The 20,354-nt window shown below is 68.0% G+C and carries 18 protein-coding genes; 7 read left to right on the forward strand and 11 right to left on the reverse strand.

All coding sequences use genetic code 11. The features are described from left to right. Nucleotides 1–20 precede the first annotated feature (20 nt). A complete protein-coding gene (locus tag FIV50_RS10190; RefSeq protein WP_258184211.1) occupies nucleotides 21–2,312 on the reverse strand; it encodes a ComEC/Rec2 family competence protein in 2,292 nt (763 codons plus the stop codon). A gap of 222 nt (nucleotides 2,313–2,534) precedes the next feature. Here FIV50_RS10190 and FIV50_RS10195 point away from each other — a divergent pair, with 222 nt between their 5' ends. Then, a complete protein-coding gene (locus FIV50_RS10195; protein ID WP_140037339.1) occupies nucleotides 2,535–2,990 on the forward strand; it encodes a DUF805 domain-containing protein in 456 nt (151 codons plus the stop codon). Between the two features lie 335 nt (nucleotides 2,991–3,325). On the opposite strand, the gene FIV50_RS10200 is transcribed toward FIV50_RS10195, so the two are convergent. Next, nucleotides 3,326–4,021, reverse strand: coding sequence for a phosphatase PAP2 family protein (locus FIV50_RS10200; RefSeq protein WP_140037340.1), 696 nt, complete (start codon nucleotides 4,019–4,021; stop codon nucleotides 3,326–3,328). A gap of 321 nt (nucleotides 4,022–4,342) precedes the next feature. Here FIV50_RS10200 and FIV50_RS10205 point away from each other — a divergent pair, with 321 nt between their 5' ends. After that, nucleotides 4,343–5,620 carry an NAD(P)/FAD-dependent oxidoreductase gene (locus tag FIV50_RS10205; protein WP_140037341.1) on the forward strand — a complete coding sequence of 426 codons (1,278 nt, stop codon included), beginning with the start codon at nucleotides 4,343–4,345 and terminating at the stop codon, nucleotides 5,618–5,620. A gap of 12 nt (nucleotides 5,621–5,632) precedes the next feature. On the opposite strand, the gene FIV50_RS10210 is transcribed toward FIV50_RS10205, so the two are convergent. Both FIV50_RS10210 and FIV50_RS10215 read right to left on the reverse strand, forming a co-directional pair. Next, a complete protein-coding gene (locus FIV50_RS10210; RefSeq protein WP_140037342.1) occupies nucleotides 5,633–7,222 on the reverse strand; it encodes an alpha/beta hydrolase in 1,590 nt (529 codons plus the stop codon). A 24-nt stretch (nucleotides 7,223–7,246) separates the two neighbouring features. Further along, a complete protein-coding gene (locus tag FIV50_RS10215; RefSeq protein ID WP_140037343.1) occupies nucleotides 7,247–7,888 on the reverse strand; it encodes a hypothetical protein in 642 nt (213 codons plus the stop codon). Nucleotides 7,889–7,980: 92 nt separating this feature from the next. Here FIV50_RS10215 and FIV50_RS10220 point away from each other — a divergent pair, with 92 nt between their 5' ends. Together FIV50_RS10220 and bla are read left to right on the forward strand one after the other, a co-directional pair. Then, on the forward strand, nucleotides 7,981–8,592 hold the full coding sequence (locus tag FIV50_RS10220) for a TetR/AcrR family transcriptional regulator (protein ID WP_140037344.1): 612 nt from the start codon (nucleotides 7,981–7,983) through the stop codon (nucleotides 8,590–8,592). A 111-nt stretch (nucleotides 8,593–8,703) separates the two neighbouring features. Continuing rightward, a complete protein-coding gene (bla, locus tag FIV50_RS10225) occupies nucleotides 8,704–9,642 on the forward strand; it encodes a class A beta-lactamase (RefSeq protein ID WP_181164197.1) in 939 nt (312 codons plus the stop codon). A 167-nt stretch (nucleotides 9,643–9,809) separates the two neighbouring features. On the opposite strand, the gene FIV50_RS10230 is transcribed toward bla, so the two are convergent. From FIV50_RS10230 to FIV50_RS10240, 3 genes are all read right to left on the reverse strand, one after another. After that, nucleotides 9,810–10,406, reverse strand: a complete 597-nt coding sequence (locus tag FIV50_RS10230) for a ComEA family DNA-binding protein (protein WP_140037346.1) — start codon at nucleotides 10,404–10,406, stop codon at nucleotides 9,810–9,812. A 118-nt stretch (nucleotides 10,407–10,524) separates the two neighbouring features. Next, nucleotides 10,525–13,101: a leucine--tRNA ligase gene (leuS, locus tag FIV50_RS10235; protein ID WP_140037347.1), complete on the reverse strand. Its 2,577-nt coding sequence runs from the start codon at nucleotides 13,099–13,101 to the stop codon at nucleotides 10,525–10,527. Nucleotides 13,102–13,134: 33 nt separating this feature from the next. After that, entirely contained in the window at nucleotides 13,135–14,472 is a 1,338-nt protein-coding gene (locus FIV50_RS10240) for an anthranilate synthase component I family protein (RefSeq protein WP_140037348.1), read from the reverse strand. Nucleotides 14,473–14,513: 41 nt separating this feature from the next. Here FIV50_RS10240 and FIV50_RS10245 point away from each other — a divergent pair, with 41 nt between their 5' ends. From FIV50_RS10245 to FIV50_RS10255, 3 genes are read left to right on the forward strand one after another with little or no spacing between them, the layout of a single operon-like run. After that, nucleotides 14,514–15,185, forward strand: coding sequence for a DedA family protein (locus tag FIV50_RS10245; protein ID WP_140037349.1), 672 nt, complete (start codon nucleotides 14,514–14,516; stop codon nucleotides 15,183–15,185). A gap of 4 nt (nucleotides 15,186–15,189) precedes the next feature. Continuing rightward, nucleotides 15,190–16,215, forward strand: a complete 1,026-nt coding sequence (locus tag FIV50_RS10250; protein WP_140037350.1) for an App1 family protein — start codon at nucleotides 15,190–15,192, stop codon at nucleotides 16,213–16,215. A 1-nt stretch (nucleotide 16,216) separates the two neighbouring features. Beyond that, complete coding sequence (locus tag FIV50_RS10255) at nucleotides 16,217–17,095, forward strand: 3-methyladenine DNA glycosylase (RefSeq protein ID WP_140037351.1); 879 nt, start codon at nucleotides 16,217–16,219, stop codon at nucleotides 17,093–17,095. A gap of 4 nt (nucleotides 17,096–17,099) precedes the next feature. Here the strand turns inward: FIV50_RS10255 and FIV50_RS10260 are convergent, their stop codons facing one another. From FIV50_RS10260 to FIV50_RS10275, 4 genes are read right to left on the reverse strand one after another with little or no spacing between them, the layout of a single operon-like run. After that, nucleotides 17,100–18,287 (reverse strand): glycoside hydrolase family 3 N-terminal domain-containing protein, encoded by a 1,188-nt coding sequence (locus FIV50_RS10260; protein ID WP_140037352.1) that lies wholly within the window; start codon nucleotides 18,285–18,287, stop codon nucleotides 17,100–17,102. Between the two features lie 4 nt (nucleotides 18,288–18,291). Beyond that, entirely contained in the window at nucleotides 18,292–18,948 is a 657-nt protein-coding gene (locus tag FIV50_RS10265; RefSeq protein WP_140037353.1) for an SDR family oxidoreductase, read from the reverse strand. 45 nt (nucleotides 18,949–18,993) lie between these two features. Then, the gene (locus FIV50_RS10270; protein WP_140037354.1) at nucleotides 18,994–19,521 is read right to left on the reverse strand and encodes a hypothetical protein; all 528 of its coding nucleotides are present in this window, start codon (nucleotides 19,519–19,521) and stop codon (nucleotides 18,994–18,996) included. Continuing rightward, nucleotides 19,518–20,309 carry a hypothetical protein gene (locus tag FIV50_RS10275; RefSeq protein WP_140037355.1) on the reverse strand — a complete coding sequence of 264 codons (792 nt, stop codon included), beginning with the start codon at nucleotides 20,307–20,309 and terminating at the stop codon, nucleotides 19,518–19,520. Before FIV50_RS10275 ends, FIV50_RS10270 begins: the two co-directional genes overlap by 4 nt. Nucleotides 20,310–20,354: the final 45 nt, after the last annotated feature.

Genomic DNA, 20,354 nt, shown 5'->3' on the forward strand with positions numbered 1-20,354 from the left:
CGCCGACGTCGCCCTCGTCGTCAGGGCGGCTGTCTCTCCGTCCAGAGCTGCAGCTCATCACCATCGAGACCGACGAGGAGTCGGCCCTGCTGATCGGTGCGCAGCACCCGAGCACCGGCAGCCTCGAGCGACGTGAGAGTCTCTGCTCGAGGATGCCCGTAGTCGTTGTCGACGCCGGCACTGAACAGGGCGATGACCGGGCGCAGATCTTGATACAGCGGGAAGTCCTGATCACCGCTGCCGTGATGCGCCACCTTGACCACCGCGTAGTCGCCTCTGAGATGCGCGGTGCGCACCAGCATCCGCTGAGCCTCCGCCGACAGGTCGCCGAGGAAGAGCGACCGCGGCACCCCGCCGCCTTCGACCTCGAGAACCACACTCTGGTCGTTGCCCGGCGGGAACACCTCTGAACCACGCTGCGGCCACAGCACCTGCCACGCTGCGGCGCCGAGTTCGCCCTGCATCCCCGCCCCGGCGAGGGTGACCGTCGCACCGCCGTCGGCGAAGCGCTGCAGCGTCCGCTCGTCGCCGCTCTCCCCCGGCGGACCGTGCAGCACCTCACCGACTCTGCCCTGCACGGCCTCGATGCCGCCGACATGATCGAGATCGAAGTGAGTCAGAACGAGCAGGTCGATGTGCTCGACGCCGAGACTGCGCAGACAGGCGGCCAAGGGCTCCGGCTCCGGGCCCGTGTCGATCAGCGCGATCCGGTTTTCAGACCTGACGAGCAGCGCGTCTCCTTGGCCGACATCGCAGGCGGCGATCGACCACCCGTCCGGGCTGGTCGCGCTCGCGAGTGGCCCGTTGAGAACCACGTGGGCGCCGCCCAGGGCGAGCACCACAGCGAGAACGGATGCGGAAGCGCCTCTGACGATCGGGAGTGTACGGCATCCGTCGGCCAGGATCACCCCGGCCGCCGCGCTGACGATGCCGACGAGAGCCGCGCTTGCGACCCCGGGAACCACCGGTACCTGCGCGAACGGAAGCCGGGCGGTGATGCCGGCCGTATGAGCGATCCAGGCGGCCGGCAGCCAGGCGGAGGCCGCCAGGAGGTCGGCGAGCAGAGGCACCGGAGCCGCGAGGCACGCGAGGAGACCGATGATGGTGGCGATGGGTGCTGCGGGCGCGGCCAGCAGGTTGGCCGCCAGGCCTACGAGCGACTGCTGCTCGGCGAACAGAGCGATGACAGGACCGCACACCAGCTGCGCCGCCGTCGGCACCGCGATCGCCAGAGCGAGAGGCTGCGGCATCCACCGTGCGAGGCCGCGCGCGAGCGACGGCGAGAGCATGATCAACGCGCCCGAGGCGGCGACCGACAGCGCGAACCCCGCAGTGGAGGCCAGCCACGGGTCGGCGATGAGTATGCCGCTCGCGCTGAGCGCCAGCATTCCGGCCCCGGCGCTCGGCCGACCGAGCAGCAACGACAGCATCGCGACGCCGGCCATCACCGCGGCCCTGATCACGCTGGGTTCCGGCGTCACGAGGACGACGAATCCCGCAAGGGCGACGGCGGCCGCGACGACCCGGGTCACTCGTCCGGCCCCGCACAGCGCGGCAAGCCAGAAGACGGCGCCGACGACGATGGCGCAGTTCGCTCCGGAGACCGCGGTCAGGTGACTCAGCCCGCTCGTGCGCATGTCGTCGTTGAGCTCGGTCGACACTGCGCGGGTGTCACCGACCGCGAGCCCCGGTAGCAGCCCTGCTCCGGGTTCGGGGAGACGTGTGGACCGCTCGATGAAGTCGCTGCGCATATCGGCCGCCACCGCGAACACCCCGGATGCCGGAACCTCGACCGATGCCGTGCTCGCGAACACCACGAGCGCCGACCTCTCCCCCGGATCCGTCGCCGCCGCCTCGCCCTTCACCCTGAGCGTCGCACCGAGGTCGAACCCGTCAGCCGGGTCGATGCCGACCCGCACCGGCGCCGACGCCGCCCGCACCGACCCCGGCGACCCGATGCCCGTGAGCTGCACCTCCATCCACAGTCGACCGTCCCGACCCACCGACGCCGACGACGTGACCTCCCCCGTCACCTCGACCACGCGCCCATCCCACGACGCCGCGCTGTCGCGACCGGGCATCGCGACCATGACAGTGATCGACACCGCCGCCACAGCTGCGAGCAGAACGAGCGCCACGCCCGCCGCCGATGGCTGGCCGACAGAGCGCCTCAGCATCACCACCAGCACCATGGCCGCCCCGACGCCCCCGGCGAGCGCGCACCACCCCGCCGAGACAGGAATGAACGCGCCGAGCAGCGCGACCACCCATGCCGCCCCGGCGATGGGGAGAAGACGCAGATCGCGCCTCACCCGCACACGCTGTCACAAATGAAGACGGAGGGCCGGGATCGAACGCCGATGCCGTACACGAGTGCATGCATCAGACGAACCTAAGGGTGACCGCAGCCGCCTCTCGGACTGAGAACCACCGCCGGTGGACATGCGGCGGTGGTCTCGCTATGTGCAGAGACAGAGAGTGCCGTCGTGACCCCGCACGGTGCGCCAGCAGACGTTCATGGATAGGTTCCTGGTATGACGACGACACAGATCACGCTCAGTGATCCGCTCTACGGGGCCTCGTTCCCGCAAGCCGTCTCGCGCTTCTTCCGCAAGTACGCGACGTTCAGCGGACGGGCCAGCCGGAGCGAGTACTGGTGGTGGGTGCTGGCGAACGTGCTCGTCGCCGCGGCCTTCAATCTCGTCGGATCGCTGATCGACCCACAATGGACGTCTCGTCCCATCGACGTATTCTCTCCGTTCGCGTCCGGCGGTGCCTTCGCGTTCGCGAGCCCGGTCGGCGCGGCATTCCTCATCTACGCAACCGCGATCCTCATTCCCGCACTTGCCCTGACATGGCGGCGACTCCATGACACCGATCGCAGCGGCGCGTGGTTCTTCATCGTCTTCGTCCCGATCGTCGGCGCCATCGTGCTCCTCGTCTTCACGCTGCTGAGCGCACGCCCCGCCGGTGCCCGCTTCGACGAGTAGTCCGGCCGCTGCGAAGAAGTGGCAACTTCACGCCGTTCGGTGGCCGGTCACTCTTGTCGGCGTCGTCGCGCGCCGACAAACAACAGCACCAGTCCTCCGCCGACGACAACCAGCCCCAGCATCATCCCCGCCGTATCTTGGGGAAGCGCAACGCACCCCGCAGCGACGTCGTCTTCCGGGCACGACCGCCATGGCTGCAGAGCGAAGACGACGGTCATCACAACACCCAGAACAACGACGAATGCCCCGCAGAGCGTGTACTTGGAAGCGCGGATTATGGCTTGTGACTGACTCATACTCATTGTCCCCTCATCTCGGGCGCAGCTTCCATCTCGCTAGTTCCGCGTCAGATGCCGGGTGATTCTCGCCCTACCCACACTTACCTTCGTAGGTGTGGGTAACGGCCGCTCGTTCCAAACGCCGACCGTTTCCGCATCGGCGTCGAACACGAGCGTCAGCAGGACGGGAAGCCCCATGCCGAGGAGAGCGCCGATCGCGACATCGTGAACGTAGTGCACACCTTCCAAGACTCGTCCGATCGCAACGAGCACAGCGAAGCCGATCATCACCCACGTGATTGTCGCTCTGCCAAGCAGCACAGACACCACAGCCACTGCTCCGAAAGCGAGGGTGGCGTGATTCGACGGCAGCGACCAGTCCCCTGCCGGCGGACACTCCGCCGCCGTCACCCAGCGAGAACATGGCCGTGGCTGCGCGAACAGCACCTTCAGTCCTTCGCTCGTGATGTACGCCAGCACGACGCCGATCGATGCGACCGCGGCGCGCGGCCGTTGCTCCGGGTGCTTCCACCAGACGAGGCCAATCGCCGAGCCCGCAGCCAGCGCGAGAAGCACCAGCGTGATCTCGGACACGAGGTCGACTCGCGGGACGGACAGGCCGAGAGAACTCAGCCACTTCGTACCCACCACGCTGAGGCTGCCTGGGGTCGGAGCCACGATCAGCGCCAGGGCCGCCACAGCCACGATGACGAGCGGTATGAGCCTGCAGGGGATCACTGTGGTGGAGGGCATGCTCTCGACCGTATTCGCGGGCGCGGCGTCTGGGCATCAGACCGGCGATGTACGCCCATCGCCCTAGAGGTGGAGATCTGCGGCTGCTGATCTGGACTGGATCCGCGTGAAGCCTGGGGATATCTGGCAGCGCTGGATATGCGGTCGGATGCGGTTTCCTCGTCCTCCGACCATGGCACAGCAGGCCGCCAGCGCGCGGTCGGCGCCGACTCCGTGCGGGCATCCGCTCCACCGCATCCCGTCGTACGCTGGTGCCATGGAGCGGACGCTGCGCACTCTGTTGATCGTGCTCGGCGAACCGCCGAGGGGAAGTGATCCAGAATGCATGACGTGATCGTGATCGGTGCCGGACTCGCGGGTCTCCGCTGCGCCGGACTGCTCGCCGCACGCGGGCTCGACGTCGTCGTCCTCGAGAGCGCGGATGCCGTCGGAGGGCGTCAGCGCACCGACATCGTCGACGGCTTCCGGCTGGATCGCGGCTTTCAGGTGCTCAACCCGGCCTACCCGGCGCTCCGCCGCAGCGTCGATCTCGACACGCTCGCGCTGGGGAGCTTCCCGGTCGGTGTGCGCGTGCGCACGCGGGATGGGATGGCCGAGCTGCGGCATCCCTTGCGGCACCCGCTGTCCATCGGCACGTCGCTGCGCAGCGGTCTGGTGAACGGTCGAGATGCCGTCGCGCTGGCACGCTGGGCCACGCCGGCTCTGGTGCGTTCGCTCTCGCGTCTCGCCCGGAACGATGTCACCCTGCGCGATGGTTGGGATGCCGTGGGGCTCCGCGGCCCGCTCCGCACCGCCGTGCTCGAACCGTTTCTCGCCGGGGTCCTGGCAGAGAGGCGCGGCGAGACGTCGAACGCGTTCGCCCGACTGCTCGTGAGGTACTTCGCGCTCGGCCGCCCTGGCCTGCCCGCACAAGGAATCGCTGCGGTCCCGGAGCAGCTTGCCACGCACGCACGCGCGGCAAGTGCTGACATCCGTCTCGGTGCCGGAGCGGAGCGGATCTCGGCGCGTGGAGACGGCATCCGCGTGGAACTGACCGACGGCGACTCCGTCAGCGCTGGTCGAGTGGTCGTCGCAGTCGGCCCCGGTGATGTCGCCGGTCTCACCGCGCTTCCCGTTCCCGCGACGAACGGCCTGCAGACATGGTGGTTCGCCGCTGCCGAACCACCGACCAAGTCCGCGCTGCTCACCGTCGACGGGCGCAGCGACCGCGGGCCCGTCGTGAACACCGTCGTGATGACGCACACCGTGCCCTCGTACGCCCCGGCCGGTCGCCACCTCATCGCCGCGACTTGCCTGCTGCCGCGCGGTGGTGATCCAGCCGCGGAGAACGACGTCCGCCGCCACTTGAGTGAGATCTGGGGTGCAGACATCAGCGCGTGGGAGCTGATACGGCGCGATGACATCGAACACGCGCTACCTGCACAGCCGGCACCCCTCGGTGCACCGCGATACCCGCGCTACGCCGAGCGTCTGTACATCGCGGGCGACCATCGAGACACCGCGTCGATTCAAGGCGCTCTCGCGTCTGGCGAGCGGGCCGCGCGCGCCGTCCTCACTGACGCGGGATCTTCGAGGAGCACCGCACCTACCAGCCTCTGAAGAACTGCGAGATCACAGAGCGCAGCGTGCTCCGTCATCTGGCAGTTCGAGGTCGACGAGGTAGTCGGCGACGATCCCGTCGATGCACTCGTTGCGTGAGATGACGGTGCCGTGCTGGTTGCCGTCGACGGTGAGCAGCCGCGCACCGAGCGTGTCGGCCAGGCTGATGCCGCCCTCGTGCGGTGTCACGGGATCTCCGGTGGCCGAGATGACCAGCACTTCGGGCAGTCCGTCGATGTCGGTCGCGTAGGGGTAGCCGAGTGTCGGTTCACCGGGCCAGTACTCGCAGCCGTCCTGAGTGGCGGGATCAGTTCCCGGGTCGAGGAACGGCACGGCGTCGTTGAGGTCTTCGCCGAGCTGCGCCATCTCCTCGGCGGTGAAGCGTTCTTCGTCGAGGCAGTTGATCGCGAAGAGCGCTTCGTACGAGTTCGTGTACTCGCCGCTTTCGGAGCGTCCATAGGATCCGTCTCGAAGTGCGAGCAGGGCATCCGGTCGCCCTGCCTGCAGCTCCGACAGCCCGGCGATGATCGCAGGCCAACTCGCTTCGGAATAGAGCCCGGCGACGATTCCCTCACCGGCAGCGAGGAAGCCGACCTCACGGCCGTCAGCGGCGATCAGTGGCTCATCGACAAGCGGTCGCAGCAGCTCCTGCGCCTCGGTCGTCGCCCGTGCCGGATCGGTACCGAGAGGGCACTCGGCCTGGGTCGCGCAGTAGTCGGCGAAGCGCTGGAACGACGCCTGGAGCCCTTCGCTGAGCTGGACCCTGCGCTCTCCGGTGTTCATGAGTGGGTCCACCGCGCCGTCGAGGACGAGCGCGCGGACGTTCTGTGGGAACATCTCGGCGTATACCGATCCCAGACGTGTGCCGTAGCTCGCACCCGCGAACGTCAGCTTGTCATCGCCGAGTGCGGAGCGGAGGACGTCCATGTCGCGGGCGGTGTCGCGGGTTCCCAGGTGCGCAAGCACCTCCTCACTACCCGTGCCTTGTGCGCACTTGTGGACGATCTCGCGCGCCGATTCTTCCGTCCACTCTCCGAGCGCCGCGAGGGGCACATCGGCGTCTCGCTCTTCGTCGGTGTAGCAGTCGACCGCCGGACGGCTGAGACCGACGCCCCGAGGATCGAAGCCCACGATGTCGAAGCGCTCGGTGATGCGACCGCCCGTCCACAGCGCGGCGACCAAGGGGGCGAAGGTCGTCGCCTGAGCGCCGGGCCCGCCCGGATTCAGGACGACCGAGCCGATGCGGTCGTCGCCGGTGGCGGCGATGCGGGTCACGGCCAGGTCGATGGTCTCCCCCTGGATATCCTCGTGATCCATCGGCACCGTGAGCATGGCGCACTCGGCGCTCTCTGCCGCATCGATGATCTCCGGCACGTCAGGCTGAGAACCCACGATCGTGGGGTCACAGGGCCCGAAGTCGAGCTTCTGCGCCATGAACTGCTCGAGACCGGTCTCGGTCGAGCCTCCCTGGTCGTCCGGCGTCGCAGCGGTGCACCCGGCCAGCACCAGCAGCGATACGGCCGCGGTCGCGGCGATGCCCGGTGTCACCCATCGCCGTCGCTTGTCGTTCTTCCCTCGGCTGCGTATCGGAGAGCGGGTCATCATGGTGATTCCTTTCGTGGGGTGTCAGCTGGCGAGTTCATCGATCCAGCTCGATCGCATCCGCAGTGCCCGCTCCGTGCTGCCGACGACAGCTGCAAGCCCGACGAGCAGATTGATGTGGAGTGGGAGCTGGATGGGGGATGTGAAGCTACCGATCGAATCCGCGATCGGGGGAATCTGCGAGAGGGCTTCGACGATCTGGGGAACCTCGACGCAGAGGCCGACGACGACGAACAGAACGGAGAGGATGCCGATCGCTTGACTCACTCCGGGATGCTGCTGGTGCAGGCGGGCGCGACGCCCTTCGGCCGATCGCGGATCGGGTGACAGTTGCTGTTCCGTACCGTCTGCTCGCACATAGTGGCATCGCTTGAGCCCGAAACCGGTGATCGCCACCTCGATGTGGCCGCCCGGCACCGCGAAACGGGTGGGCATCTTCGCGTACGACTGCAGCGCTCCGTCGACGTAGAGGCGGGCGCGGACCTCGCCGTCGCTCATGTCGCCCGCGTGGCGGACATCGACGGCATAGATGGATGCTCTGCCATCTGCCGATCTCAGCGTGATCGAGCGCAACGATCGGCCGAACATCTGCCACCAGCGGTATCGCCGCAGCGGCTCTCCTGATCCGGCACGGACACGTCGACTGCGCCAGTTCGCGATCCCCATCTCGTCCATCCCCTTTCGATTAGCACAGCGTGATAGCAACGAGGTGCTAAGGTAGCACACTGTGACAGACAGGTGTCACGCGGAGGACGGAAATGAACGCTGAATCGAAGGAACCGGGAACCCGCTCGAAGATCCTCATCGCCGCGGCGACGATGCTCGGAGAGAACCCCACGGCGCGCCTGAGCGTGCGCGCTGTTGCCGCCCGCGCCCAGGTGAGCACCGGCTCTCTGAGGCACTTCTTCCCCACCCAGCGGGAGCTCATCGAGACGGTGATCGCGGCGATGTACGACCTGGAGATTCCTGACGATCCGATCAACGACCACTCCCTGACTCCACACGAGCGGCTCCTCGCATGCCTGCAGATGCTGCTCAGCCACGTCGGCGTCGGCGCTCGCGCCAGGGAGCAGTGGGGCGCCCTCTACGAGGCGTATGTGGCTACCGCGCCATCCGAGGATGAAGCCGCCACCTATCTCGCTCTCGATCGCATGGGGCGCCACCGCATCGAGCAGTGGCTGAGCGCCCTGGTCGACGAAGGCGCGATCCCTGCCGGAGGGATCGCGGCGCGAGCCCGATTCCTCTCGACAGTGACGACCGGCATCATGACCGAACGCGCGCTGCCTTCCGAGACGGTGCGCGTCGACTCCGAGAACGAGACTCTGCGTCTCGCGGTGCACGCGGTCACGAGTGGGTGGCCCGACGCATGAATTCCCTGCTCTACGAATCCGTGATGCACGTCGTTCCGCTGCTGTTCCTCGAGCTCGTCGAGAGCGTGGATGAGCTCGCGCCGCTCGGCGCTTTCAGGAGCGCCTGAGGACATGCGCCGCCTTCTGCCGCTTGCCCTCGGCTGTCTTCTGATTGCGGCAGCACTCGTCGGCTGCGCCGACGCGACGTCAGCGCCCTCCGAATCCGATGCCGGCACCCCGACGGTCACCGTGCCCGACCTCGACCTCGACCTCGACTCCGTCGTGGAGAAGGAGCTCGTCGGCCTCGAGCAGGAGTACGAGGCGAGTATCGGCGTCGTGGCGCTCGACACGGCCACCGGCGAATCCGTCTCGTACGGCGGCGATCGCCGATTCGGCTTCGCGTCGACCGTCAAGGTCTTCGCCGCCGCAGAGTTCCTCCGCTCGGTGCACGGCCCGGACCGCGACGAGCTCGTCCGCTGGACAGCGGAGGAAGCGGCTTCTGCCGGCCACGCCCCAGTGACCTCGCAGTATGTCGAGGGCGGCCTGACCTACGCACAGCTCGCCGAAGCCGCGGTTCGATTCAGTGACAACGCCGCTCTCAACCTCATCCTCGACCGCATCGGTGGGCCTGCCGCCCTCGACGGCGCTCTTGAGAGCCTGGGCGACGCGACCACCGAGGTCGCCAATGACGAACCGACGCTCAACACCATCGAACCCGGCAGTACGGAGGACACCACCACGGCGGCCGCGTTCACGGCATCGCTCGCGACGATCCTCGACGGCGCCGCACTCTCCACGGCTGACAAGACGCTGCTCATCGACTGGATGAGCGACAACCGCACGGGAGACGCCCTCATTCGGGCCGGTGCTCCCGACGGGTGGACTGTCGCCGACAAGTCCGGCGGAGCCGGTGCGATCCGCAACGACATCGCTCTGGTCACGCCACCCGAACGAGACCCCATCATCATCACGGTGCTGACGTCGCGGAACGATCCCGAAGCGGCCTTCGACGACACGCTCGTGGCTCGTGCGGCATCCGTCGTTCTGAATGCCCTCGACCGCAGCCACTAGCGAGACAGTGCCGCGCCACGGTCACTCCCCCGCCGCCCACGGCTCATACCTCAGGTCGGCGAGTCACCTATGGTGCCGCTCTACGGTGTGCGACGCAGAACATGCCCGCGTGGCGGCGCTGTGATCGGGAGTCCACTTCAGCAGCGCACACGCGGGGAGGTCCAGCGTCACACGCGCACACCGTCACGGATGCCGGCGAGCAGCTTCTCGCCGATGCCGGGCACGGCGAGAAGGTCGTCGACCGAGGCGAACCGCCCGTTCTCCTCTCGCCACGTGATGATGCGCTCCGCGAGCGCGGGACCGATCCGCGGGAGGCCCTCGAGCGCTGCCTGATCAGCCGTGTTGAGATCGACTCGGTCATCGCCCGGGGTGGTTCCTCCCGTCTCTGCAGCTGCCCCGATCACGGGCACGATGATCTGCTCACCATCCGAGAGCACGCGGGCGAGGTTGATGGCGGTCAGGTCGGCGTCGTCCGTCGTTCCCCCGGCAGCAGCCACCGCGTCGACCAAGCGCGAATCGAGGTCGAGGACGTAGAGCCCGGGACTCGCGACCGCTCCGAGCACATGCACGTACAGCTCGCCCGATGAGCCTGTGGTCGCCCCGGCGCCGGTCGACAGCGGCACCGATTCCGTGGGTGCGGCCTGGCCGCGCATCAACCCGAGACCGACAGCGGCCGAGAGCACGACGAGTGCCAGCACGATGGCCGCGCCGACGCCCAGCCTCAGTCGTCGTGGGGGCGGCGACTTGGACGGGGACTCGGACATCCGACAACGCTAAGCATCCCGCCGGAAGCAAGGAGACGCCCAGCCGCCCATCGGGGAGAATCCCCGATGGGCGGCCGGATGTGCAGAGCAGACGAGTCGATGGTGACGACTCGAGAGATCAGCCCTTGACGACGATGCTGACGATCTTCGGAGCGCGGACGACGACCTTGACGATCTCGCGGTCGCCGATCGAGCGGATGACGCGCTCGTCAGCACGGGCCAGTGCCTCGAGCTCGACCTCGCCGATGCGCGCCGGGACCTCGAGCTGAGCGCGGACCTTGCCGCCCACCTGCACGACGGCGGTCACCGTGTCTTCGACGAGCAGAGCCGGATCGGCTGATCGCCACGTCACGAGTCCGACGGAGGGCTCGTGACCGAGGATCTCCCACATCTCCTCCGCGGTGTGAGGGGCGATCAGGTCGAGCATCACGGCGACCGTCTCGGCGGCCTCGCGGACCGCCGGATCAGCCGCACCGGGAGCGCCGTCGATGGTCTTTCGAGCGACGTTCACCAACTCCATGAGACGAGCGACGAGGACGTTGAACTTCGTCTGTTCGACGAGGGACGGAGCATCGGCGAGAAGCTTGTGCGTGGCACGGCGCAGCGTGGCGTCGCCACCGGCGAACACGACGTCGACGGGGGAAGACACCTCGCGGGCGACCCGCAGTGCGCGCGCCAGGAACTTCTGGGCACCCGTGGTCGAGACATCTGCCCAGTCCTTGTCGTCTTCCACCGGGCCGGCGAAGGCGAGGCCGACACGCAGGGCGTCGGCACCGTAGGCGTCGAGCTCCTCCTCGAACAGCACGAGGTTTCCCTTGCTTTTCGACATCTTCGCGCCGTCGAGCAGGACCATGCCCTGGTTGATCAGGTTGGAGAACGGCTCGGTGAAATCGATGAGCCCCATGTCGAACAGCACCTTGGTGATGAAGCGCGCATAGAGCAGGTGCAGGATCGCGTGCTCGACGCCGCCGATGTACGAATCGACCGGCGACCACCGTGCGGCCTGAGCAGGGTCGAAGGCCACTGTGTCGCTGTTCGGCGAGAGGAAGCGCAGGAAGTACCACGAGCTGTCGACGAACGTGTCCATCGTGTCGGGGTCGCGCAGCACCGGGTCGCCACTGGCGGCATCGACCGTGCGCACCCAGCTCTCCGCCGCACCGAGCGGGGACGATCCCTTGGGCTTCAGGTCGAGTCCCTCGACACTGGGCAGCTTCACGGGCAGCTGATCCTCGGGCACCGGGATGATCCGGCCGTCCTCGGCGTGCAGCATCGGGATCGGCGTGCCCCAGAAGCGCTGACGAGAGATCAGCCAGTCGCGCAGTCGGTAGTTCTTCGCAGCGCGACCGGTGCCGGAGGCCTCGAGCTGCTCGATCGCGCGGGCGATCGCGTTGCGCTTCGACAGACCGTTGAGCTGACCGGAGTTGATCATCCGTCCCTCACCGGTCAGCGCGATGCCCGTGGACGCGGGGTTCTGCTCGTCGAGTGCGGCGCCGGTGTCGATCGGCACGCCCTCCTCGTCGACCTCGATGACGGGCATCGCGCCGGTGATCGGCGCCGTCGTGTCGACGACGACCTTGACCGGCAGGTCGAAGGCACGCGCGAAGTCGAGGTCGCGCTGGTCGTGCGCGGGCACGGCCATCACTGCTCCGTGGCCGTAGTCGGCCAGCACGTAGTCGGCCGCCCAGACCGGCAGCTTCTCGCCGCTGACCGGATTGATCGCGTACCGCTCGAGGAAGACACCGGTCTTCGGACGATCGGTCGCCTGACGGTCGACATCGGTGGTCTTCTGCACCTCGGCCAGATACTTCTGGAAGCGCTCGCGCACCTCGGCAGGAGCATCCGCCGCCAGCTCTGACGCCAGGTCGGAATCAGGAGCCACCACGAAGAAGGTCGCGCCGTGCAGCGTGTCGGGGCGTGTCGAGAACACCGTGACCGGCTGCTCGCGTCCCTCGATGCGGAAATCGACGTCCGCACCGATCGAGCGACCGATCCAGTTGCGCTGCATCTGCAGCACCTTGTGCGGCCAGAAGCCCTCGAGCTGGTTCAGGTCGTCGAGCAGTCGGTCGGCGTAGTCCGTGATCTTGAAGTACCACTGGGTCAGCTTCTTCTTCACGACCTCCGCGCCGCAGCGATCGCATCGCCCGTCGACGACCTGCTCGTTCGCGAGCACCGTCTGATCGTTGGGGCACCAGTTCACGGCGCTCTTCTTGCGATAGGCCAGACCGCGCTCGTGCAGCTTCAGGAACAGCCACTGGTTCCAGCGGTAGTACTCGGGGTCGGACGTGTGCAGCACTCGCGACCAGTCGAAGGAGACTCCGTAGTTCTGGAACGCCTGCTTCTGCTGCGCGATGTTCTGATAGGTCCACTCCCGGGGGTCGGCACCCTGACGGATCGCGGCGTTCTCGGCGGGCAGGCCGAACGAGTCCCAGCCGATCGGGTTGAGCACGTTGTGGCCGCGGTGACGCCAGAAGCGAGCCACGATGTCTGAGTAGAGGTAGTTCTCGGCGTGCCCCATGTGCAGGTCGCCGGACGGGTACGGGAACATCGCCAGCACGTAGCGGCGAGGCCGCTTGTCGTCGTCGCCGCCGGTGAGGAACGTCTCGTTCTCCGCCCAGTACTTCTGCCACTTGGCCTGGATAGCGTGCGCCGAGGAGGTCTCCTCGTCGACGGGAGAGGTGGACAGGTTCTCAGACAACGAACGCACGACCAATCTGAAGGGAAAAGGGGGTCAGTTCAGGATATCGGAAGCCCAGGCCGCGGGCATTTCCGCGCCGAGCGCCGCAAGAGGTGCACGCGCCTTCGTCGCGACCTCCGCGACCTCGGAAGCAGCGACCGATCGCCAGGTGATTCCGCCGCCCGCCCCGACGACCGCATCCGCGCTGCCGATGACGATGCTGCGGATGACCATCGCGAGGTCGAGTGACCCGTCGTCGCCGATGTAGCCGAAGCATCCGGCGTAGATTCCGCGGGGCCCGCCCTCCAGCTCGCGCAGCCGCGTCATCGCCGAGAGCTTCGGGGCGCCGGTCATACTGCCCGCGGGGAAGGCGGCGCCGAAGAGCGCACCGGCCGTCGTGCCGGAAGACGCCGTGCCACTGACCGTGCTGACGAGCTGGTGCACGGCCGGGTAGGTCTCCACCGCCCACAGCGCGTCGACACGGATCGACCCCGGTTCGCAGACCTGCGACAGATCGTTGCGCATCAGATCGACGATCATGACGTTCTCGGCGCGCTCCTTCGCATCGGCGGCGAGCTCCGAGGCGAGCTCGGCGTCGTGCGCGGCATCCGTGCCGCGAGGTCGCGTCCCTTTGATCGGACGAGTGCGGATGATTCCACCCGCTGCGTGGAGGAACTGCTCAGGGCTCGCACTCAGCAGCGACCGACCGCCGATGCGGATGAATCCGCCGTGGTGCGCTGGGGTGGCCGAACGGAGTCGTCGATACACCGCGACGCCGTCGTGCTCGCCGGGGACGGTGAAGCGCGTCGTCAGGCAGAGCTGATAGGCGATCCCCGCGCGGATCAGCTCGCGGCAGCGCTCGATGAGTGCGGCGTACTCGGTCGGGGTGTGTCGCGCCTCGACGCGCCTCGTCCCTACCTCGATCAGGGCCGCACCGTCCTCCGGCACCGTCGTCGCAGCGGCGCGCGAAACGGAGACCTCCCAATCGTCGAGGTCCGCCTCGGCTGCGGCCACCCAGACGGCGCCCGTCGTGTGGTCGAACGCCGCCAGTCGAGAGATACGCAACCAGGCTCCGCCCGGCACCTCGGCCGCATCCGCCACGGGAGCTCCCGCTGCTCGGGCGCCGCTCTCGTAGTCGTACCATCCGACCCACCCGCCCAGCAGCGGCGGAACCCCGTCGGCGGCAGGACTCGCGGCAGCACGGGCGACGTCCAGTCGGACTTCGCCGGGGAAAGCCGACGGAACACCGGTTCCGACCAAGCTCCATCCCTCGGGCGCATCGGCCCCCGCATCGAGCCAGAACAGATCGGAGTGCTCCCGTTCGAGCGCGAGGAAGAGCGCTTCGGGCGCCACCCGGTCGGGGAAGACGCGGGTGCTCAGAGGTTCGGGCACGTTCTCAGCCTAGGCCGCGAGGAGTCCCGTATTCTCAAGGGGTGGACGACTTCGTGCCGTGGCTGATCGACTTCATGCGGTCCATCGATCCGGTTGCCCGCACGCTCGTCGCCGGGCTCGCAGTGATGCTCGAGACAAGCGTCCTGATCGGCCTCGTCTTCCCGGGCGACACCGTCGTGCTCGTCGCATCGATCGGCATCACCAGCCTCCCCCAGGCAGTGGCGATGGTCGTCTCCGTCGTGCTCGGCGCATTGATCGGCGAGAGCATCGGCTTCTGGCTCGGGCGGTGGATCGGTCCGCACATCCGCGCTTCGTGGGTCGGTCGTCGGGTCGGCGAGGAGAACTGGGTGCGCGCCGAGCGGTACCTCGCCCGCCGCGGGGGCATCGCCATCTTCCTCTCGCGCTTCCTGCCCGTGCTGCACTCTCTCGTGCCTCTGACCGTGGGCATGAGCCACTACTCATACCGCCGGTTCCTCGCGTGGACGGCACCCGCCTGCCTGCTGTGGGCGACGGCATACGTGAGCATCACCTCGCTCGCCGCGGGCAGCTTCGACGAACTCGCCGACCGGGTGCACTACGCGGGATACATCTTCGTCGGCATCATCGCCCTCTTCCTCATCGCTGTGTTCGTCGGCAAGAAGGTGATCTCTCGCCTCGAGTCTCGTCATCTCGACATCTCCGACGCGAAGGACTCGACCGACGTGAAAGACTGAAGCAATGGCTTCGTCACCCCCGGCGCCCCGGATCCACTGGTTCGCGCGCCTCGAACACCGCCTCCATGTGTGGCGCGAGGGACGAGCGCGCCGTCGCGGTCGCACCGCGACCATCCTCCCGTTCCCCGGTTACGGGGGCCCCGGGTGGGTGCGAGTCGTCGGACGCGTGCTCATCGTCCCGCCTGCGCGGAGCACGAAAGACGGTGAGCCGGCGAGCGTCCGCGGCTGGCGGAGCTTCGTCGGCATCCCGGTGAGCTTCGCGAAGGTCGCCGTGCAGATCGGCGACTCGACGCACTACGTCGTCGCCGACCGAGGAGGTGTGATCGACTCGGTCGTGCACACCGATCTCGAGCCTGGATGGCAGACGTTCACGTTCTCCGTCGAGGGCCAGGAACCGGTCGAGACGACCGCGTTCATCGTGGCAGAGTCGACGCACTTCGGCGTGGTCTCCGACGTCGACGACACCGTGATGGTGACCGCTCTCCCCCGTCCGTTCATCGCCGCCTGGAACTCGTTCGTCGTCGACGAGCACGCACGCATCCCCGTGCCGGGCATGGCCGTGCTTCTCGACCAGGTGCTCCGCGAGTACCCCGGCGCGCCGATGGTCTATCTGTCGACCGGCGCCTGGAACGTCGCCCCCACGCTCCGGCGCTTCCTCGGGCGACACCTCTTCCCGGCAGGCTCCATGCTCCTCACCGACTGGGGGCCCACGCACGACCGCTGGTTCCGCAGCGGACGAGAGCACAAGCTCACCAACCTGCGGCGCCTGGCAACCGAGTTCCCGCACGTGAAGTGGCTGCTGATCGGTGACGACGGTCAGCATGACGAGTCGATCTACTCCGAGTTCATGGACGAGCACCCGAGCTCCGTCGCCGGCGTCGCCATCCGTCGCCTGCTGCCGGCCGAGGCGGTTCTCGCCGGTGGACGCGCCGGACACGAGCCGCATGCAGAAGGCGTCGCCCCCTGGGTCAGCGCCGAGGACGGCGCGGGACTCCGCGACCTGCTCGGCAAAGCCGGCATCCTCCGCTGACATGGTCACGTCGCTTCCGCGGACGGACTGGCTGGAGCGCGAGCGAGCGCACCAGGCGAGAGCCGATGCGCTCACGGCCGAGCACCGGGAGCGGACCGCGCGAGGCGAGAAGCACCCGGTGTGGGACTTTCTCTTCACCTACTACAGCTACAAGCCCGCGCAGCTGCGTCGGTGGCACCCTGGTGCCGGAGTCGAGCTGGAGCAGGCCCACGACCGGCTCGCATGGCGCTGGTACTCCCCCGGCCGGACCGAAGACGGTGCGGTCCCGGATGCCGCCGTGTTCGCGCACGAGAAGGCCGACCTCGCCGGTCTCATCGAGCGGATGCTGCGCCGCACCGCCTCGCGCCCCGGTCAGTTCGGATGCTTCGGACTGCACGAGTGGGCGATGGTCTACCGAGCCGACGAGCACAGGCACCCGGTGCCCCTGCGTCTCGGGCAGGCAGGCACCGACCTGGTCGTCGAGAGTCATGACCTCCGGTGCACGCACTTCGACGCCTTCCGGTTCTTCACCCCCGACGCGGTGCCCCGCAACCGCACAGAGCTGACGCGCGACGACCAGCCTCTGTTCGAGCAGCCCGGCTGTCTGCACGCCGGCATGGACCTGTACAAGTGGGCGGTCAAACTCGGCCCCCTGGTGCCGGGCGAACTGCTGCTCGACGCGTTCGAGCTCGCCAGGGACATCCGCCTTCTCGACATGCAGGCCGCGCCCTATGACCTGGCACCGTGGGGCGTCGTGCCCGTGCCGATCGAGACTGCCGAGGGCAAAGCGGAGTACGTGCGTCAGCAGCGCGTCTTCGCAGAGCGAGGCACACGGCTTCGCGGCGAGCTGCTGCACGCGTGGCTCGGCTCCGTTGCTCAGCCCGCCGCAGTCGCGAGCTGACGCGTCAGTCCACCTGCTCGCACTCCGGGCACAGCGCCCAGTCCGTCGTCGCCGACGTCGACTGCAGGCGCAGCGACATCACGCGTGTCGCCGCCTCGGCGAGGCGATCGACGGGGAGCGTTCCTGCATCGACCGCCGCCGTGAGCCCCCGCACGATCTCGCCCGCGGTATCGGGCGTCGAACCCGCGATCATGAGCAGGAGATCACTTCCGGCGGAGACCGCCGACACCGCATTGCGCACAGGGTCGGCGTACTCCGGAACCCCCGAGGACTGCAGCATCCCGAGGTCGTCTGTCACGATCACCCCGTCGAAGCCCAGTTCCTCTCGAGCGATCTCGTGCCAGCGCGCCGAGAGAGACGCGGGAGCCGGATCCACTGAGGTGTAGGCCAGATGGCCGAACATGAGCAGTGAGGCACCGGCTTCCACACCGGCGACGAACGGCACCGCATCGGTGGCACGCCATTCGTCGATCGTCTCGCCGGTCGTCGGTATGGCCTGATGGGAGTCGCCCGGTGCTGCTCCATGACCGGGGAAGTGCTTCAGCGTCGACGCGACCACCTGCTCCTGCGCCGTCGTGGCGGCCGTGACCCGCTCTGCTGCCGACTGAGGATCGGTTCCGAGTGCCCGGCCGTAGATGAACGACGACGAGTCGGACGTGACGTCTGCGACCGTGCCGAAGTTCACGCTGATCCCGGCCTTCGCGACGAGCGCGGCCCGGGCTGAGAAAGCCGCCGCTGTGTCTTCAGCCGGCTGCGACTTGAGGCTGGTCGAGGCAGGGAACTCGTCGCTGCCGAGGCGCGACACGATCCCACCCTCCTGGTCGATCGCGATGAGCGGAGGCAGAGCAGGATCGACCGTGAGAGCAGCGGTGAGAGTCCGCAGTTCGTCATCCGCCGCGGGCATGTTTGCACCCATCAGGATGAATCCGCCGAGGCCCTGTTGCATGTACGCGTGGAGGGCGGCAGCATCCGTCGTGGGGATATGCCCCATCACTATGCTCGCCGCCTGTTCGGACGTCGTCATGTCGGACACGAGATCCGCTGCGTGCTCGTCTGATCCGGAGGAGGAGGCGTCCGACCGTGCGTCGCCGACTCGCGCAGAGCCGTTCGCCGCGGCAGGGGCCGGTGCGGACGCCAGGGCGAGGGCGACGATCACCGCCGCACCGACTGCCCCGAAGCGACGCCGCAACATGAGGTCAGGCGCTGAGGGCGTCGACGATCGGCACCGCTGTGTCGTCCGTGCCGTTTCCGAATCTGATGGTCCGACCGAAGGTCGACGGGTTGCCGACGGCCTCGGCGATCACGGCTGCCACGTCGGCGCGGGAGACCTCTCCCTTGCCCTCGGGGTCGAGGACGATACGCCCCGTGGGCTCGTCGAACGTGAGCGTGCCCGGGCCGAGGATCGTGCCGTCGAGGTCTGTCGATCGCAGGTGCTCGTCTGCCGCCCACTTCGCATCGGCGTACGCGAAGAAGCCGTCGCTCTCGGGCACTCCGTGATCGGCCTTCGAACCGAGCCAGGAGACCATGACGTAGCGCTTCACACGGGCGGTCTCAGCGGCGTCCATGGTGCGGATCGCGGCGTCGCGGTCGACGGCGTAGGTGCGCTCAGGAGAGCCGCCACCGGCCCCGGCCGACCAGACCACAGCGTCGTGTCCGCTGATGATCTCCGCGAGAGCGTCGGTGTCGAGGGTCTCGACGTCCGCGACGAGTGCGTGCGCCCCCGTGGCTTCGACATCTGAGACGTGGTCGGGATTGCGGATGACCGAGGTCACCTCGTCGCCGCGGGCGACGAGGAGCGGAGCGAGGAGGAGAGCGATGCGGCCGTGGCCGCCGAAGACGATGATTCGCGACATGTCTTCACCCTACGCGCCTGCGCCGACGTCGGCTCGGGGATGCTCTCAGCGAGGACCCTGCGAGCTGTCGATCACGAAGGCCTGTGGATGACCGGGGAGATACCGGACGACGACCGGCTCGCCGGACGGCAGGTAGGCGTCGCGATCCGGGTACACCGCGGGGGTGAAGAAATTGCTCTCCACCGTGTACTCGACGCCCGAGGATGTCGTGAAGGTGACCCAGTCACCGTCTCGCGTTCCCGTCGTCGGCTGACCATGCTCGTGGATGTACGCGCGCGTGATGGGGACGCCGATGAGGCTCAGGATGCCGATCGCGAGGTTCGCGACCATCACGAAGGCGAGGATCCGGAACACGATCCGCAGTGCCGTGCTGCCTGCCCTCCCCTGCGCGGGCTTCTCACCGTGCAGCAGGCCCTCACGCTCGCGGAGGCGGCGCAGCGATACTCCCGGTGCTGCACCGCGTGCGGACACGGCGAACAGCCCGAGGATCGAGAACCCGGCGATGAACACCATCGCGTATCCGTGCGCGGCCGGGAAGTTGATCAGCCAGATCAGGGTGTCGAGGACATTCATCGTCCGGCCTCCTTCTCGATCGTCACGGCCACGGTGTGCGGATCCTCACGTCGGTAGAAGGCCCAGATCGGCGCGCCGACCTGGAATCGAGAGATCGCCTCCGGGTAGACGAACACCATCGTGTCGACCTCCCAGGTCGCAGCGCCCTCCGGAGCCATCAGCACCTTGAGCGCCAGCTCGCTCTGCCCTTCGAGGCGGCGTCCGGTCGGACGCACCTCGAGCACGGATGCCGGCACCTGTGTGCCACTCGTGCGCGCCTTCACCTGGCGGGGGTCGATCAGACCCCGTTCTATGCGCCACTGCAGCATCGCCTCTCGCACCATGGGGTCCGTGATGTCGGCGAGCTCGACCGTGTCCTGATCGCTCACACTGTATCGGACCGGAATCGGCTGCCCGACTTGCAGAGAGGCGAGGTCGTCAGGCTCGACCAGCATCCGCAATCCTCCGATGAACTCGTCGCCGGCGCGGGGAGTGACCCGGATGAAGACGTCGTACTGCGGGGCGTCGTTGACGGTCAGGCCCGTTCGGGAGAGCTCGACGATGCGGCCGACTCCGATCTCGGCCTCGCCGCGCACCTTCGTCCTCCGGCCGAATCCCGACAGCGTGCCTCCGAAGGTGAGGATCACGCCCCACGCGACGCCGATGATGATCGGTCCGCCGAGGGTGTCCTCCCCGGAGAACGGCAGGATCGATTCACGCTGGTTCACCCCGAACAGGCCCTCGCCGGTCCAGATGACGAGCCACGCCGACAGCAGAAGCCAGATGACCAGGAGGACGATGCGGATCATGCCCTCAGCGTAGCGACGGCACTCCGCCCGATGTCGCACCTGATG

The sequence above is a fragment of the Microbacterium foliorum genome, from assembly GCF_006385575.1.
Lineage (GTDB): Bacteria > Actinomycetota > Actinomycetes > Actinomycetales > Microbacteriaceae > Microbacterium > Microbacterium foliorum_B.